The organism is Marinimicrobium sp. UBA4209 (assembly GCF_002381585.1).
In the GTDB taxonomy this organism is placed as follows: Bacteria; Pseudomonadota; Gammaproteobacteria; order Pseudomonadales; family Cellvibrionaceae; genus Marinimicrobium; species Marinimicrobium koreense.
The window spans coordinates 9,157-26,173 of sequence record NZ_DFTP01000058.1; the positions used below are offsets into that span (position 1 = coordinate 9,157).

Below are 17,017 nucleotides of genomic sequence, written 5' to 3' on the forward strand. Positions count from 1 at the left end.
GGCTGCAGAGCCTGCCCGCCAGCGAAGTGCCCGCCTGTGGTCCGGGGGTGGATTATATTCTGGATACCTTCCCGCTGCTGGATGCGCTGCGGGTCATGCTCACCGGTGACGGCAATTGCGCCGAGGTGGCCTGGTCACTGTTCGGGATCAGCATTCCCGGTTGGACGCTCATTGGATTTATACTACTGGGGCTTGCACATCTGTGGCAGGCCCTGCGTCGGCGCTGAATCGGGCGTCGATGTTTCTCTCGGTTAAGGACGGGTTATGTTAGACAACTGTAAAGATGCAAAAGAGCGCTGGGGCGGCGTGAGTACAATCATTGATCGCTGGCTGGAAGAGCGGCGCAAAATGCTGGTTCAGTTTTGCGACCTCAGCGCCATGAAGGCCGGTGAGGCCGACGAAGAGTTGCGAGGTCATAAACTGCGCCACCTGTGCGAAATCATGGTGGATTACGTGTCGGCCGGGCACTTTGAAGTGTACGACCAACTGATCAAGGAAGGGCGTGAGTTCGACGATGAAGACGCGCTGAAAGAGGCCAGCCAATTGTTCAAGGTGGTGGACCTGACCACCCAGGAAGTGCTGGACTTCAACGACAAGTATCTGGAAACCGATGACCTGGAAGCGTTGGATCGGGATCTGTCGACACTGGGCGAAACCCTGGAAACCCGGTTTACCGCTGAAGATCGCATGATTGCCGTGTTACATACCGCACACAAAGATCTGGTGGCCTGATCCCCGATCACTGAAACGAGCGAGACCCGCCTATGCGTAACGCTGCGTCCGTGGTTCGTCACTTCTCCCGCCTGGGCCTGTGCTCGCTCCTCGGGCTGACGCTCGCCGGGTGTGATCGGCCGGCAGAGCCGGTGGCCAGCCTGGAAGTGGCCTCCCGCAGTGTTCAATCGGGCGCCCTGTCCCGCAACGGGGCCTGGGCGGTGGTCGGGTCCGGCTATCAGGGCGGCAGCCTCTGGGCCCTCGACACGGATGAGCGTCGCTATGACTGGAATCACAAAGCCGACAGCCTCACCCTGATCACTTCCGCAAGCTTCTCGCCAGAGGGTGACTACGCCCTCACGACCGATGAGCGTACCCTGGTGCTCTGGAATCGTCAGAGTGGCCAGGCCGAACAATACTGGAGCAGCCCGTCGGAGATTCTGGTCAGCCAGCTGGGGCCCGAGGGGGAGCGCGCGCTGTTGGGGTTGGCCGATCACCGCGCTTCGCTGTACAACGTCCGCCGCGGCGGAATCATCCGCAACCTGCATCACAGTGACCGGGTATCGGCGGTGGCCCTGAGTGGCGATGGCACCCGCGCCCTGACAGGCTCCGATGAAGGAACATCTACCCTGTGGAATCTTGAGACCGGCGACCCGATCGTCTCCCAGCAACATGATTCCCCCATACAGTGCGTGGCGATGAGTCCGGACGGCAGGAAATTGCTCTCGGCGGCCCGCTATGAACGCCCCAGGTTGTGGAGTGCGGAAGGCGATCTGATCTGGGAATTGCCGCTGCCCGAGGAGCGTGTCAAGCGCGGCACCCAGGTGACCGTGGCGCGCTTCAGTGACGATGGCGATTGGCTCTTGACCGGGCAGCCGTCGGGTCGCGTCGATCTGTGGGATTTGCAACGCCGGGCGGTGGTGTACAGTTGGCAGTTGCCCAAGAGGAAAGCCTTTCATCCGACCGCCGTGGCGGTGATGGATCTCGCCTTTACCGACAACCCGGACGTTTATCGAGCGCTCAGTTCCGATGGCTTTGTGCACGATCTGACGTACTGATCGATACCGGTTTCTACCGGGCATTAAAAAAGCCGCCCTTTTGAGGCGGCTTTTTTAAGACGGGGACTGAATCGGTGGTTATTCAGCGCCTTCGCTATCAGCGTCGGCCTGGTCGTCAATTTCGAGCAGCTCAACTTCAAAGATCAATGCGGCATTGGGCGGAATGGGACCATTGCCGCCGGGGCCGTAGGCCAGATCGGAGGGGATGTACAGCTCGTACTTGGAACCTTCCGACATCAGCTGCAGCGCTTCGGTCCAGCCGGCAATCACACTGTTCAGTGCGAAGGTGGCCGGCTGGTCGCGCTCGTAGGAGCTGTCAAACTCGGTACCATCGAGCAGGCGACCGCGGTAGTGAACGGTCACGGTGTCGTCGGCTCCGGGCTTGGCGCCGTCACCCTCTTCGAGCACTTTATACTGCAGGCCGCTATCGGTCTGACTCACGCCCTCAGCGTTGGCGTTTTCCGCGAAGAAAGCTTCGGCTTCCTGCTTGTTGGTTTCCGCGGCCGCTTCCTGCTCGGCTTCGCGACGGGCCATTTCCTGCTCCTGGAAGGTCTGCATCACTTCGCGCATCTCTTCCTCGCTCAGGCGCGGCTCTACGCCGTCACGCTTGTCGCGCAGGGCCTGGGCAAAAGCATCGGGCTCAATGGTCACGCCGCCCTGAGCCAGGTTTTCGGCCAAATTGGTGCCGAAAACGTAGTTGACCTTTTCTTCCAGAGTTTCCAGTTTGGCGGGTTCGTTCTCGGGTTCGGCCTGATTGCAGCCAACCATCAGAGCGGTTGCACCGAGCAGGCCCGCGATCAATCGTACATTGCGTTTCATGCGTTGCACCTTCTTTTATAGTGGTTTGTCAGTCTGCCCGCTTAGCCAGCGGTGTCAAAGAGCGCTCCATGGTAACCCAAACCGGGGGGCAATGGGCGCCTTTTTGCGGCGCTAACTGGCCACAATGAGAACCCGTTGGTCCACATTTTCGCCGGTAGGTTCCATCGAGTGCACTAAATGGCGAAAATTTTTGCCAATCTGGCCCAATTCGGCGTGCTGCCATACACATTTTTGCCCGACGATACTACAATACCAGCACAGGTTTACGCGGTTAATCGCTCACTTTCCAACTGCACAGGAATTTCACTATGGCTGCCAAGAAAAAAGCTACCGTCAGCGTGTCCGATCTGGAAAAGCAGGTCGAAAAAGTCCAGTCGCAGCTGGACCAGGCGCGCGCCAAAAAACTCACCCAGGCTGAGAAGGCCGCCGCCCAGGCCAAAAAGGCTCTGGATACGGCCAAGCGCAAGCTGAAAACGCTGCGCAGCAAAAAGGCCGCCGCCGGCAAGGTCAAGGCGAAAACCGTCGCCGCTCAGCAGCGGTTGCGCAAGGCGTCCGATGCGGTAGTCGCCCAGCAGAAAGTGGTTGATACCGCACAAGCCACTCTGGATGTAGCGAAGCAGACACTGGCTTCGGCCAAGGCGGAAAAGAAACAGGCGGATCAGTTGGCGCGTGAAGTTCGCAAAGCGACCCGCGCGGTTGAGAAAAAAATGAACAAGAAGGCGGCGAGCAAGCGCGGTACGCGCAAGAAAACCGCCAGCGCCAGTGCAAAGAAAACCACCGCCAAAAAAGCCACCGCCAAGAAGGCAAGCACCAAAAAAGCCGCCGCCAAAAAGACTGCGGCGAAAGTGACCACCAAGAAGGCGAGCACCAAGAAGAAGGCTGCGGCCAAAAAGGCACCGGCGAAAAAAGCGCCGGCCAAGAAAGCGGCCAGTAAGAAAGCCAGCACAAAAAAAGTGAGCACCAAAAAAGCCGCGAGCAAGGCATCCACGACCCAGTCGGCGACCCCGAAAAAAGCCGCGGCCAAGAAGGCTCCCGCCAAGAAAGCAGCGGCGAAGAAACCGGCCGCCAAGAAGGCACCCGCGGCCCAGAAGTCCCCTGCGAAGAAGGCGCCTGCGAAAAAGGCAGCGTCCAAACCAGAGCCCCAGAAGCCGGCCGCACCGGAAAGCACCACTCCCGCAGCGGGCGCGACCAGTGAGAGCAACGCCGGGGTGAACCGCAACCCGGAGGCACCACCGGTACAGCCGGCCCAGGAGCATCCCCATGAGCCGGTTCCCGGTCACCAGAGCACGGAGCTGATTGAGCCGACCGGCAAGCCCAAGGCCGAGCCTGTTCCGGATCGTCCCGCATCGGGCAGCCTGTTTGGTCGCGACTTTTTCGACAGTGATGACAAATTCTAGGGGCTGAGTCTATCCGGGCCGCAGGCCCGGGCAAGGCCAACGAAACACGACTCTGGAAAAACGCACAACGGGAGGCTCAGGCCTCCCGTTGTGCGTTTGGGGCTTGTGTTGGGCTCAGGCGCGGATCAGCACCTCAAGCATCTCCCGGACTTTGTCGTCGGGAAGATGTAGTGCTCGAGCATAGACGGTCAGGTTGGCGCCCGGTGTCACCGACGCTTTGCGCTGGCTGCCGAGCCAGGTGCGGGCGAGTTTTTCCAGTCGGGCCTGAACGGCCTGTTCGGCCTGCAGTTCGGCGGCCTTCATCGCCTGACGGCTGGCTTCGATGGTCCGGTCTGACGTGCCGTAATGGCGCTTGATATGCTGGCGCATGCGCCGTAAGGGCTCGACGATCTCCGTACGCCAGGGGGCGATGTAGGCCTGGGCAAGGCGCAGCCGGGTGTCGTTGATGGCGAGGCCTTCCTGTTCCAGCCAGCGCAGCCAGAGTAGAATATTCACATCCCCGCCCCAGCCGTCCTGTATGCTCAGGCACAAGGTCTCCACCCCCGGCTGCTGGTAAAGCTGGAGCGAAAAGTCCCATAAATGGGTATAGAGCCGGGCGAGGTTCATTGCCAATTTCCTGTTGGGCTACTCAACGGCCAGCCGGCCATCTAGAACGTGTAGAATACGCGCCATGATCCAATTACAGCAAGTTTCCCTGCAGCGCGGTCGGCAGTTTCTGCTCGATCACGCGGACCTCACCCTTTTCCCCGGCCAGAAGGCGGGCCTCATTGGCCCCAATGGCAGCGGCAAGTCCAGCTTCTTTCAATTGCTTCTGGGCCGCCTGCAGACCGACAGCGGCCAATGGGATATTCCGCGCCAGTGGCGCGTCGCGCATATGGCCCAGGAAGTGGAAACCCTGGACCGGCGGGCGGAAGATTATGTCCTCGACGGCGATACCGAACTGCGGCGTCTGGAGTCGGCCATCGAGTCCGCCCATGACGATGGTGAGCGACTGGCCCGGTTGTACGCCGAAATGGAAAACATTCAGGCCTACTCGGCACCCGCCCGGGCTCAGCAGTTGCTTTCCGGCCTCGGGTTCGCTCCCGGGGATGGTGATCGCCCAGTGTCTGACTTTTCCGGCGGTTGGCGCATTCGCCTGAACCTGGCTCAGGCATTGATGTGTCCCTCGGATCTGCTGCTGTTGGACGAGCCCACCAACCACCTGGACCTGGACGCGACCCTGTGGCTGGAGCAGTGGTTGCAGCGCTATCCGGGCACATTGATCATCATCTCGCACGACCGGGACTTTCTGGACAATGTGGTCGACCGCATTGTGGCCCTGGAAAACGCCAAACTGAACTTGTACGTGGGTAACTATTCCGCCTATGAGCACCAGCGGGCGGAGAAGCTCGCTCAGCAGGACGCGGCCTTCAAAAAGCAGCAGGAGCAGATTGCGCATATGGAAGCCTATGTGCGCCGTTTTCGCGCCCAGGCCAATAAAGCCCGGCAGGCCCAGAGCCGCCTGAAGGCGATTGAGCGGATGGAGAAAATCGCTCCGGCCCATGTCGACTCGCCGTTCAGTTTCCGGTTCTCGCCTGCGGGGAAAATGTCCAGCCCGCTGATCAACCTCAGTGAGGCTGATATCGGCTACGGCGACAAACGCATCCTGAGTCAGGTGAATCTCGGGATTTTGCCCGAGACCCGTATTGGCCTGTTGGGCCCCAACGGCGCCGGTAAGTCCAGTCTGATAAAAACCCTTTCCGGTGAACTGCCCTTGTTGAGTGGCGAGTGTCACACCGGTGACAACTTCCAGCTCGGCTACTTCGCTCAGCACCAGCTTGATGCGCTGGACCTGGAGGCCTCCGCCGCACAACACATTCTGCGAATGACCCCCACGGCCCGCGAGCAGGAAGTGCGGGACTTCCTCGGGGGGTTCGATTTTCACGGCGACCGGGCCTTTGAGCCCATTACCCATTTCTCCGGTGGCGAAAAAGCGCGTCTGGCGCTGGCGATCATTGTCTGGCAGAAGCCCAACGTATTGTTGCTGGACGAACCGACCAACCACCTGGATCTGGAGATGCGCCAAGCGCTGACCTTGGCGTTGCAGGATTTTGAAGGAGCCGTGTTGGTGGTGTCACACGATCGTCATCTGCTGCGCAGCACCGTGGATGAGTTTCTGTTGGTGGCCGACGGCCAGGTGAGTGCTTTTGATGGCGATCTGGACGACTACTATCGCTGGTTATTGCAACGACGCCAGGAGGATAATGCTGTCGAGCGCGCCGCCGCGCCACCGCCCCAGCAAGACAAAAAAGCGCAACGTCAGGAGGCCGCGGCCCGCCGCGCTCAGTTGAAGCCGCTGACGGACAAGCTCAAAAAAGTGGAACGCCAGATGGATAAGCTGAACCAGTCGCTGTCCGGCATCGAAACCGAGCTGGCCGATCCGGCGATCTACGATGCCGAGAACAAGCAGCGTCTGCAGGAACTGCTAAAATCTCAGGGAGAGACCCAGGCACAACTCGACGAGTGCGAGGAACAATGGCTCGCGCTCAGTGAAGAACTGGAACAATACGCATAGGGTAACTGGATGTTCAATCTGTCCCGCCTGTTTGGTGCCCGCGCCAGCCACATTGCCGCCATCGATCTGGGGTCCAACAGCTTTCATATGATTGTCGCTCGTTGGGAAAACGATCAGCTCACCCTGCTCGATAAACTGCGTGACCCTGTACGCCTGGGGTGGGGACTGACCGAAGACGGTCGCCTGGACGATGAGGCTCGTGACCGGGCCATGGCCTGCCTGGACCGGTTCGGTGAACGATTGCGGGATTACCCCTCCCGCAGCGTGCGGATCGTCGGCACAAAAACCCTTCGCAGCATCGAGGACTCCCGCGCCTTTCTGAGCGATGCCCAGAGTCGACTCGGGCATCCGGTGGAAATCATTTCGGGTGAAGAGGAGGCCCGCCTGGTGTATCTGGGCGTCGCACACTGCATCGCCCCCGGAGAGGGACGCCGGATGGTGGTGGATATCGGCGGCGGCAGCACCGAGGTGATTCTGGGGCAGGGCATGCTGCCGGAACTCAAGGAAAGCCTGAGCATGGGGTGCGTGGCCCTCACCAAGCGTTTTTTCTACGACGGCAAGGTCACCGATAAACTGATCAAAAAAGCGCGCCTGGCCTGCCAGCAGGAAATTTCACCGGTGCTGGACAGTTTTCTCGATCAGGGCTGGCAAGAGGTACTGGGCGCGTCCGGCACCATCAAAGCGGCGGCCAAAGTCTGCGAACAGAATGGCTGGACTGATGGCACCATCACTGTTGACGGTCTGAAGAAAATCATCAAGGCCTATCAGGATCACGGAAAGCTGGATCTGAACTTGAAAGGGCTTTCAAGTGACCGGGAACCGGTATTTCTCGGCGGGGTGATTGTGTTGACCTCGATTTTCGAAAGCCTGGGCATTGAAAAAATGCTCGCCGCCGATTGGGCTCTGCGCGAGGGATTGTTGTACGACCTCAAGGGCCGACTGGAAAACCGGGATATCCGTCAGGAAAGTGTCGACGCCCTGGCCAAGCGCTTCCACGTCAATCTTCCGAAAGCGGAGCAGGTGGAACAGACCGCCCGGGTTCTCCTTGATCAGGTGGCCGATACCTGGGGGATGGACAATGTCGAGGCAGGCAAGTTACTGGGTTGGGCCGCCCGCCTGTACCCGGTAGGCCTGGATATTTCCCACACCGATTACCACAAACACAGCGCCTACATTATCGATAATGTGGACCTGGCGGGTTGCTCCAAGGCCGAGCAGGCGCAACTGGCGGCCCTCGCGCTTGCGCACCGCAAGCGCTTCCCGGCGAAGAAGTTCCCGATGGATGATGCCGAGTTGGTGCAGCTGGCCATCGTGCTGCGGCTGGCGGTGATTTTCAATCGGGCCCAGAAGAAAACCGATAATCCACCGATTCAGTTCGGTGTGCACAAACAGACCTTGACGTTGAGCGTTCCGGGACAGTGGGTGGAGAGTAATCCCCTGACCCTGGCGGACCTGGAAACCGAGGCGGGGTATTTAAAAGATATTGGTTACCAACTGGATATTGTTGCGGTGTGACGGTTGGGTAACGGCGGATGCACCCGCCATCCACCAAAATCCCTAAACCGACGTCAACTGCCGCGCCGCCCACCGGTCCAACAGAATCGCCTGAGAATCCACTGCCTCTTCTCCGCCCTTGGGCTGCAAGTTCTGGTAGCTACCGTTGGACTGTAAAATCCAGGCGTGGGTATTGTCCTGCAGGTACAATTCCAGATCCTCAATAATCCGGTCGCGAATTTTCTTGTGCTTGATCGGAAAACAGGTCTCCACCCGGTGAAACATATTGCGGATCATCCAGTCGGCGCTGGAGCAATAAAGCTCCGGATTGCCGTCATTTTCAAAGTAGAACACCCGGCTGTGCTCAAGCAGACGCCCGACAATGGAGCGCACCTGAATATTATCTGACAACCCTTCGACGCCGGGACGCAACTGACAGATGCCGCGCACAATCAAATCGATTTTGACACCCGCCCGGGCGGCCGCATAGAGCTCGTTGGTGAGTTCTTCTTCATACAGCGAGTTCATCTTGGCAATGATACGCGCCGGCTTGCCCTTTTCCGCATTCTCTTTTTCCGTGCGAATCCGTCGCACCATCCCCTTGTGGAGGGTAAAGGGCGCGTACAGCAGGCAATCCATCTTGGACGCCTTGCCCAGACTGCTTAGTTGCAGAAACACCCGATAGACGTCTTCGCCGATCTCCCGGTCACTGGTCATCAGACCGTAGTCGGTGTACAGCATGGTGGTTTTCGGGTGGTAGTTGCCCGTACCCAGGTGTACGTAGTAACGCAATTTGTTCTCTTCCCGACGGGCCACCAGCAGCATCTTGGCGTGTGTTTTAAACCCCACCACCCCGTAAATCACGTGAATACCATAGCGCTGCAGGCGCTCGGCCAGGGCGACATTCTGCTCCTCATCAAAGCGCGCCCGCAGCTCGACAATGGCGGTCACTTCTTTGCCCGCTTTGGCGGCGGCTACCAGTGCGTCCACCACCGGCGAGTTGGAACCGGTTCGGTACAACGTCTGCTTGATGGCTAAAACGTTCGGATCGGTGGCCGCTTCGCGCAGAAAATCCACCACGGCATGGAAGGAGTCGAACGGGTGATGAAGCAGGATGTCCTGCTTTTTCAGCGCCGAGAAATAGCTGTTGGCCCGCTTGGGCAATCGGGGCATGTTCTGCACAAAGGGGGTGAAGTAATAGGCGCTGTCCTTGATCAGGTCAAACAGGTCTGACAATCGGTTCAGGTTGACCGGGCCGTTGATGCGATAGACATCCCGTGGCTTGATTTCGCAGCGCTGCATCAGAAAATCTTCGAGCTCTTTGGGGCAGGTATCCGCCACTTCCAGGCGTACTTCATCACCGTACTGGCGATACACCAGCTCACCCTGCACCGCTCGCAGCAGGTCCTCGCTTTCTTCTTCATCGAGGAAAATATCGGAGTTGCGGGTCAGCCGGAACTGATAGCTGTCGATCACCGTCATGCCGATAAAAATTTCCGACATGAAGTAGTGAATGATCGAGGAGACGAAAACGAAGGTTCGTCCCTCGCCACTGAATTCTTCCGGCAGTTCGATCATATGGTTGAGAGATCGGGGCACCTGCACAATGGCTCGACCGGAGCTGCGACCAAAGGCATCTTTACCGTCGAGCTTGACAATAAAATTCAGGCTTTTATTGAGAATGCGCGGAAAAGGGTGCGCCGGGTCCAGACCGATGGGGCTGAGCAGCGGCAGAATATCGGTTTCGAAGTAGTCGTGCAGATAGTCAATCTGTGCCTCGTTCCACTCCTCACGACGCAGAATCCGGATGTGATTGTCCCGCAGCAGGGGGAAAAGTTGATCATTGACGATCCGGTACTGCTCATCCACCAGGGCATGCGCTCGCTCGGATACCTCGGTCAGGGTCTGCTCCTGACTCAGGCCATCGGGCCCGGCGGGGCTGGAGGCATTAAGCTCCAGCATCTCAACCAGCCCACCGACCCGGACCTCGAAAAATTCGTCGAGGTTGGTGGCGAAAATACAGACAAACCGGAGTCGTTCCAGCAATGGCAGCGAATGATCGTAGGCCTGATAGAGGACTCTTTTGTGGAACTCAAGCAGACTGAGTTCGCGATTGAAAAACGCGTTGGACACGGTGTAACCCTGTTGCGCCATAAAACGAAGGCCCTACCTTATTGCAGAAATATGACAATCATAAGTCAGGCGCCAGGGCATCTCCCTTTGGGCCGCGCTCATGTCGCCCTCAGTATAGCACCCGTCGGGTCCGGATTTTCCTGGGTTGCAATCGATTGCGGAGCGTGACGGAGCAGGCTATGCTTGCCACAGAGCCTGGCACTATCAGACCCGGAATTGCCAATAATAACCACTGCGCCCAATGTGGCTGCGGCCCAACGCGAGGACTTTCCCCATGACATGGCCCATGACTCGTCGCGCCTTCACCCGCAATGCCCTCACGGCCCTTGGTCTGACACTGCCCCTGGGGAGTGCCCAGGGAGCTGAACGCCCGCCCAATATCCTGGTGCTGGTGGCCGACGACGCCGGAGCCCGGCACTTTGGCTGCTATGGCAACCCGGAGATCAAGACCCCGCACATCGACCGTCTGGCGCGGGGAGGGTTGACCGCCGATAACGCGATACTGACCACGCCCCAGTGCAGCCCGTCCCGGATCAGTATTCTCACCGGGCGCTACCCGCACGAAACCGGAGCCGAAGACCTGCACATGCCCCTGCCGGAGGGCGACCCGATTGTTCCGGGACTGCTGCAACAGGCTGGCTACTTCACCGGGCATATGCAGAAAACCCACTACGGCCCACACGCGGACGCCCAGTTCCAGTGGTATGACCCGGGGTTGGATCAGCTCGACGGGTTCATTGATGCGGCGCAGGGTAAGCCGTTCTTCATGTGGGTCGGATTTGACGACCCGCACCGTCCCTATCAGGACAATACCATTCCCGAACCCCACGACCCGGCGCGTCTGCCTCTGGCTCCCTGGTTGGCCGATACCCCCGAAACCCGCCTGGACCTGGCGCGTTACTACGACGAAATCGCCCGTATGGACGGGGTAATCGGGCGGATGATGGCCACGCTCGCGGCGCGCAACCTGGCCGAGGAGACGCTGGTGGTGTTCCTGAGCGACAATGGCGCCCCCTTCCCCCGGGAAAAAGGCGCCCTGACCGACGCTGGCGTCAAAACCCCATTGATCTTCCACTGGCCGGGCAAAGTGCCCGCAGGCAAGCGGACGGCGGATGTGATCAGCGTCATGGACCTGGCGCCGACCTGGCTGCAGCTGGCGGGGCTGGATCCGTTGGAGAACATGGGCGGCAGCTCCCTGGTGCCCCATATCCTGGGGCTGGAGCCCTTTACCCGGGATGCGGCCTTCAGCGAGCGCAATTGGCACGACACCGACGAGCATCTGCGCAGTGTCCGTACTCGGCGGTACAAGCTGATCCACAACGCCTATATTCACCTCCCGTTCGGCTCCCCGGCGGACGTTTCGGAAAGCCCCTCCTGGCGGGCCCTGTTCGAGCTCAAGCAGAAGGGGCAGCTCAGCCCGGAACAGGCGCTACTGTTCCGGTCACCCCGCCCGGAGATCGAGTTCTACGACCTGGAGCAGGATCCCTGGGAGCTGAACAACCTGGCCGGTGACCCTGCCTATCGGGACCGACTGCGGGAGCACGTCAGGCTGCTCGAAGCTTGGCGCGAGACTACCGGCGACTTCCCTCCCTCCCGGCGCCAGCGCCGGGGCCATACCGACCGGATTCGCGGGGTGTTTTTCTCCGATACCATACCGCCGATGACGGATCCCTAGCCGATTTGGTGATAATCTGGAGGCGCCAGATGGCGGATTTTGCTTTCACGGTCGTCCTACAGACAACGAGCCCCGGCGTCGGCTGTGCGGGGATTGCGTGATACGACCATAGACGCGAAAATAAGTATGACAAATAAAGAGAGCTTGGAGAACGTATACCTTTCGATCAGAAAAGGGCTGATAAGGGCTGTTTCCCGGCTGGTGCCTCCCAAGGAGATAGAGGACATCGTCCAGGAAACCTATGTCCGAATTTGCGCGGTCAAGCAGACCGAGCAGATCCGGCACCCTCGCTCGTTTCTGTACCGGACGGCCCGCAACCTGGCGCTTGATCATCTCAAGCGGGCCGAGACGCGGGTGGGCGTCAGTATGGAAGATGACAGCGTAAACCTGGATTGGGCTACCGATGATGTTGACCAGGTATACAGCCAGGTATCGGCCAAACAGGAGTTTGAACAGTTTTGTGAGGCGGTTCGACATCTGCCCCTGCAGTGTCGACGAGCCTTTGTGTTGAAAAAGGTGTACGGATACTCCCAGAAAGAGATTGCCCAGAACCTGAATATCAGCGAGAACACCGTTGAGAAGCATATTGCCACGGGCATGAGCCGGTGCAGGAAATACATGAAACAGGCTTCGGCCAATGTGAACAGGAATCCGGGCTCGTTCAAGAGCCAGGAGATAAAGTGATGAGTAATATTTATCAATTTCAGACAGAAGAGCAGATGTATGAGGATGCGAGCCTGTGGGTAGCGCGTCTTGATCGCGGTCTGTCTGAAGAAGAGACTGCCGCCTTGCGCCGCTGGCTCGACGTCAATCCCGGTCATCGTGACTGCCTGCTGGAAATGGCGGAGCTCTGGGACCGCATGGACAGCCTGTCGGTCCTGTCGGAGCTGTTTGATCCCCCGGTGGCTCAGCAGCAGCGCTCGCGGGCGGTGGGACGCACGGTATGGGCGGTCGCCGCATCCATTCTGGCAGTGGTGTTTGCCGTCAATTTGCTGTTGCCCATGTCACCCTGGAGTGGGGCGAACTCCGAGGGACCGGCACTGAGCAATCTCGAGACCTCAGACACCCTTTACGAAACCGGGGTTGGCGCTCACTCAACGGTCAACCTGCCGGACGGCACCAGAATGTTACTCAATACCAATACGCAGGTTTCGGTGACCTACAGTGATCAGGAGCGCCTGCTGGTGCTCAACCGGGGGGAGCTGCATGTTGAAGTCGCTCACGACAAACAGCGCCCCCTGCGCGTGCGGGCAGGCAGCAATGTCGTGGAAGCGGTGGGCACGGCGTTCAATGTCTATCTCAAAGAAGACGAAAGTGTTGATGTGATTGTCACCGAGGGGCGGGTTCGGGTTAAACCGCTGCCGCACAGCGATGACGTATCAGAGCTGGCTGATCAGGTCCGCGACCTGGTTCGCGGTCAGAAGCTGACCGTACGGGACAGCCAGGCGCTGGCTGTTGAAGAGGTCGACTCGACGTTGATCAATGACCGCCTCTCCTGGCGCGATGGCAATCTGGTGTTTCGTGGAGAAACTCTTCGGGAAGCGCTCAACGAACTCAGCCGCTATACCCCGGCGACGTTCAAGGTGGTTGATTCACGCATCCGGGACGTTCGCATAGCCGGATTGTACAAGGCGGGCGACGTTGACGGATTGCTGTTGGCACTGAAAGAGAATTTCAATATTGACCATCGGCGGACCGGTAGTGGCGTCATTGAGCTGTCTTTAAGGGACACTCCGGAGTCAGTCAAATCGGAAGGCTGACAATGTTGGGCGGTCTAAAAGTGAACCCATAACTCTAACCCCCGTGAACTGGAGAACAACCTATGTCATCAAGGCAGCAGGTAATGAATCGTATTGTCCTGGCGTTGGTCGGTGCGGCGCTGGCGGTCTCGGCCTCGATAGCGAACGCCGATGAAGAACGTCATGCTGGCACTTCTGTTCAGCTGTGGTCGGTCAAAGATCAGGTCTCAGAGGATATCAGAGGCACCCTGGAAGATCTGGCGGATATGGGGTTCGATGGCATTGAGTTGGCCGGAAATCTGGGGGAATTCACGGGCGAGCCAGAGGCTTTCAAAGCGTACCTGAATTCTCTTGGCCTGGAAGTCAGCGGCGCGCACGTGGGCGTTGATCAGTTCAACGACGCCAATTTTGCGGACACCATAGAACTGTACCGCACACTCGGCGTGGATCGACTGATTGTACCCATGGATGCCCGCGCCTGGGACCCGGAGCGAATAGACGATCTGATCGCTGACCTGAACCGGATCGCCGAGCAGTTGAAACCCTACGGTATGAAAACCGGTTATCACAATCACCATCGGGAGTTTGATCCCTATAAGGACACCACTTTCTGGGACTACCTGGCGGACAACACCGCCGATGATGTGCTGCTGCAGTTGGACGTAGGGTGGACCTACTTTGCAGGTAAGGACCCCGCCGAGGTGATCGACCGCTACCGGAGCAGAATTGAAACGGTGCATTTCAAAGCGCAAATGACCCGCTATGCGGATATACGCGATCAGGCTCAGGCAGCGACCGGGGCGGATAATCCGTTTGGTGAGTTCGGTGTCATTTTTCAGCACAACCAGAAAGCGGCGGATAGCAGTGACACCCATCAACCCTTGATTGGTCAGGACTCATTGGACTGGCAGGCGATTATTGAAGCGTTGGAAGGCGAGGGCGATCCGGTCTGGTATGTCGTCGAGCAGGAAATCTACCCCAATGACATGCCACCGATGAAAGCCGTCGAGATTTCGATGGACGGCTTGCAAGACGAACTGAACAATAACTAGAGAGGACGAGTTATGTCTGATAACCACTATGATGCAATTGTGGTCGGTTCCGGCATCAGCGGCGGCTGGGCCGCCAAAGAGCTGACCGAAAAAGGCCTGAAGGTGCTCCTGCTGGAGCGCGGTCGCAATATCGAACACGTCAAGGACTACAAGAACGCCACCAAGGAAGTCTGGGATTATCCCCATCGCGACAAGCCCACCCAGGAAATGAAAGAGAAGTTTCCGGTTCTCAAACGTGACTATCCCCTCAATGAATCCACATACGGCATGTGGGCGGATGAGCGGAAGAACCCCTACATCGAAGAAAAACGCTTCGATTGGTATCGGGGTTATCACGTGGGTGGCCGTTCCCTGCTGTGGGGCCGCCAGAGCTATCGCTTTAACCGGATGGACTTTGAAGCCAACGCCAAAGAAGGTATCGCCGTTGATTGGCCGATCCGCTATGACGATATTGCGCCCTGGTACGACTATGTCGAAAAATTCGCGGGCATTGCCGGTACTCGCGAAGGTCTGGATGTTCTTCCCGATGGACAGTTTCTACCGCCGGTCGAGCTGAACTGTGTCGAGAAAGATATTGCCAAGCGAATCAGAAAGAGTTTTGACGGGCAGCGTCACTTGATTCACAGTCGCACCGCGAACATCACCAAGCCCATGCCCGAGCAGGGCCGGGTCAACTGCCAGTACCGCAACAAGTGCTGGCTGGGCTGTCCCTTCGGTGCCTACTTCAGCACCCAGTCTTCCACCCTGCCGGCGGCCATGAAAACCGGAAACCTGACCCTGCGGCCCTTCTCGTTGGTGAAAGAAATCATCTACGACAAGGACAAGAAGCGGGCCAAGGGTGTGGAGGTGATCGACACCGAAAACAATCAGACCTACGAGTACACCGCCGATGTGGTGTTCCTGAATGCCTCGACCTTCAATTCCACCTGGATTCTGATGAACTCCGCCCGGGATGTCTGGGACGGCGGTCTGGGCAGCAGCTCCGGTGAGCTGGGTCACAACGTCATGGACCACCATTTCCGTTGCGGCGCCAGTGGCGATGTCGAGGGCTATCTGGATAAATACTATTACGGTCGCCGACCGGCCGGTTTTTATATTCCGCGCTTCCGCAACGTGGGTGGCGATCAGCGTGACTATGTGCGCGGTTTTGGCTATCAGGGCTCAGCGAGCCGCGAACGTTGGGATCGGGAAGTGGCCGAATTTGATGTGGGCGCCGATCTGAAACAGGCGCTGAGTGAGCCGGGCGGCTGGACCATTGGTATGACCGCCTTCGGTGAAATGTTGCCTTACCACGAAAACCGGATTGCGCTGGATCACTCGGTCACGGACGCCTGGGGCTTGCCGGTCTTGTCCATGAACGTTGAGATCGGGGACAACGAGAAACAGATGCGTAAGGACATGATTCAGGACGCGGTGGATATGCTTGAGGCCGCCGGGGTTAAAAATGTCCATGGTAGCGATTGGGGTTACGCTCCGGGCATGGGGATCCATGAAATGGGCACCGCCCGCATGGGCCGGGACCCGAAAACCTCGGTGCTGAATGCCCACAACCAGGTGTGGGACGCGCCCAACGTTTACGTCACCGACGGCGCCTGCATGACCTCCGCCTCCTGCGTAAACCCGTCCTTGACCTATATGGCACTGACCGCCCGTGCTGTGGACCACGCGGTTAATGAACTGAAGAAGGGGAATCTGTGATGAACCGACGTGAACTCCTCAAACTGATCACCGCCGCCACCGGCACCGCCATGATTGGCGCGACCGGCACGCTCGCCGGTTGTGCAAATGAGGCTTCAAAAGCGGCTCCCCTGACGTTCACCGAACAGGACGTGTTCCTGCTCGATGAGGTGGCGGAAACCATCCTGCCACGCACCGACACCCCGGGGGCCAAAGACGCCGAAGTGGGCCAGTTCATGACCGTGTTTGTCCGTGACTGCTACACCGAGGCCGAGCAGGCGATCTTCCACAGCGGCATGGATCAGCTCAATGCCGCGGCCAACGAGCAATACGGCAGCGACTTTTTGAATCTGAGCGGCGAGCAGCGCACCGAGTTCATTCGCGCGCTGGATGCCGAAGCCAAAGCGGTGGCCGCAGCCGGCACCACACCGCCGCACTACTTCACCATGATGAAGCAGCTGACCCTGTTTGGTTTCTTTACCTCCCAGGTGGGGGCCACCCAGGTGCTGCGCTACATCGCCATCCCGGGCCGTTACGATGGTTGTATGCCGTACGAGGAAGGTGACCGGGCCTGGGCGACCTGATTCAGGGTCAGGTAACGGCGGGTGCGCAGTCTAATCGCTGCGCTCAGCCCCTACGCATGATTATGGAGGTGTCGTGGATTTGGTTATGGCGTGCTGCCGTGGTATGCGTAGGGCGGATAAGGCC

At 58.8% G+C, this 17,017-nt stretch carries 15 protein-coding genes; 12 read left to right on the plus strand and 3 right to left on the minus strand.

The window, feature by feature from the left end:
- The 3 genes from B3187_RS08505 to B3187_RS08515 form a co-directional block, all read left to right on the plus strand.
- Positions 1-227, plus strand: a 227-nt coding sequence (locus tag B3187_RS08505) for a disulfide bond formation protein B (RefSeq protein WP_286805751.1), incomplete at its 5' end; no start/stop codon positions are given.
- 37 nt (positions 228-264) lie between these two features.
- Positions 265-732 carry a sigma D regulator gene (rsd, locus tag B3187_RS08510; protein ID WP_123639344.1) on the plus strand — a complete coding sequence of 156 codons (468 nt, stop codon included), beginning with the start codon at positions 265-267 and terminating at the stop codon, positions 730-732.
- Positions 733-764: 32 nt separating this feature from the next.
- Positions 765-1,769, plus strand: coding sequence for a WD40 repeat domain-containing protein (locus B3187_RS08515; RefSeq protein WP_286805753.1), 1,005 nt, complete (start codon positions 765-767; stop codon positions 1,767-1,769).
- Positions 1,770-1,847: 78 nt separating this feature from the next.
- Here the strand turns inward: B3187_RS08515 and B3187_RS08520 are convergent, their stop codons facing one another.
- Complete coding sequence (locus tag B3187_RS08520; protein WP_123639342.1) at positions 1,848-2,588, minus strand: FKBP-type peptidyl-prolyl cis-trans isomerase; 741 nt, start codon at positions 2,586-2,588, stop codon at positions 1,848-1,850.
- A gap of 308 nt (positions 2,589-2,896) precedes the next feature.
- On the opposite strand from B3187_RS08520, the gene B3187_RS08525 reads away from it, so the two are divergent.
- On the plus strand, positions 2,897-3,985 hold the full coding sequence (locus B3187_RS08525; protein WP_286805756.1) for a histone H1-like repetitive region-containing protein: 1,089 nt from the start codon (positions 2,897-2,899) through the stop codon (positions 3,983-3,985).
- A gap of 114 nt (positions 3,986-4,099) precedes the next feature.
- Here B3187_RS08525 and B3187_RS08530 read toward each other — a convergent pair whose 3' ends face one another.
- A complete protein-coding gene (locus tag B3187_RS08530) occupies positions 4,100-4,591 on the minus strand; it encodes a TIGR02444 family protein (RefSeq protein WP_286805758.1) in 492 nt (163 codons plus the stop codon).
- Between the two features lie 64 nt (positions 4,592-4,655).
- Between B3187_RS08530 and B3187_RS08535 the strand changes: the two genes are divergently transcribed.
- Both B3187_RS08535 and B3187_RS08540 read left to right on the plus strand, forming a co-directional pair.
- The gene (locus B3187_RS08535) at positions 4,656-6,539 is read left to right on the plus strand and encodes an ATP-binding cassette domain-containing protein (RefSeq protein ID WP_286805759.1); all 1,884 of its coding nucleotides are present in this window, start codon (positions 4,656-4,658) and stop codon (positions 6,537-6,539) included.
- Positions 6,540-6,548: 9 nt separating this feature from the next.
- Positions 6,549-8,054, plus strand: a complete 1,506-nt coding sequence (locus B3187_RS08540) for a Ppx/GppA phosphatase family protein (RefSeq protein WP_286805761.1) — start codon at positions 6,549-6,551, stop codon at positions 8,052-8,054.
- A gap of 42 nt (positions 8,055-8,096) precedes the next feature.
- Here the strand turns inward: B3187_RS08540 and ppk1 are convergent, their stop codons facing one another.
- Positions 8,097-10,187, minus strand: a complete 2,091-nt coding sequence (gene ppk1, locus B3187_RS08545) for a polyphosphate kinase 1 (protein WP_286805763.1) — start codon at positions 10,185-10,187, stop codon at positions 8,097-8,099.
- 253 nt (positions 10,188-10,440) lie between these two features.
- Here ppk1 and B3187_RS08550 point away from each other — a divergent pair, with 253 nt between their 5' ends.
- From B3187_RS08550 to B3187_RS08575, 6 genes are all read left to right on the plus strand, one after another.
- On the plus strand, positions 10,441-11,841 hold the full coding sequence (locus B3187_RS08550) for a sulfatase family protein (protein WP_286805766.1): 1,401 nt from the start codon (positions 10,441-10,443) through the stop codon (positions 11,839-11,841).
- 126 nt (positions 11,842-11,967) lie between these two features.
- Positions 11,968-12,525, plus strand: coding sequence for an RNA polymerase sigma factor (locus B3187_RS08555; protein ID WP_123639336.1), 558 nt, complete (start codon positions 11,968-11,970; stop codon positions 12,523-12,525).
- Positions 12,525-13,601, plus strand: coding sequence for a FecR domain-containing protein (locus B3187_RS08560; RefSeq protein WP_123639335.1), 1,077 nt, complete (start codon positions 12,525-12,527; stop codon positions 13,599-13,601). The genes B3187_RS08555 and B3187_RS08560 overlap by 1 nt, the downstream gene beginning before the upstream one ends.
- Before the next feature lie 62 nt (positions 13,602-13,663).
- Complete coding sequence (locus tag B3187_RS08565) at positions 13,664-14,632, plus strand: sugar phosphate isomerase/epimerase family protein (RefSeq protein ID WP_286805770.1); 969 nt, start codon at positions 13,664-13,666, stop codon at positions 14,630-14,632.
- A 12-nt stretch (positions 14,633-14,644) separates the two neighbouring features.
- Entirely contained in the window at positions 14,645-16,330 is a 1,686-nt protein-coding gene (locus tag B3187_RS08570) for a GMC oxidoreductase (protein ID WP_286805772.1), read from the plus strand.
- Positions 16,330-16,893, plus strand: a complete 564-nt coding sequence (locus B3187_RS08575; protein ID WP_286805775.1) for a gluconate 2-dehydrogenase subunit 3 family protein — start codon at positions 16,330-16,332, stop codon at positions 16,891-16,893. Before B3187_RS08570 ends, B3187_RS08575 begins: the two co-directional genes overlap by 1 nt.
- The last annotated feature ends 124 nt before the right edge of the window (positions 16,894-17,017 follow it).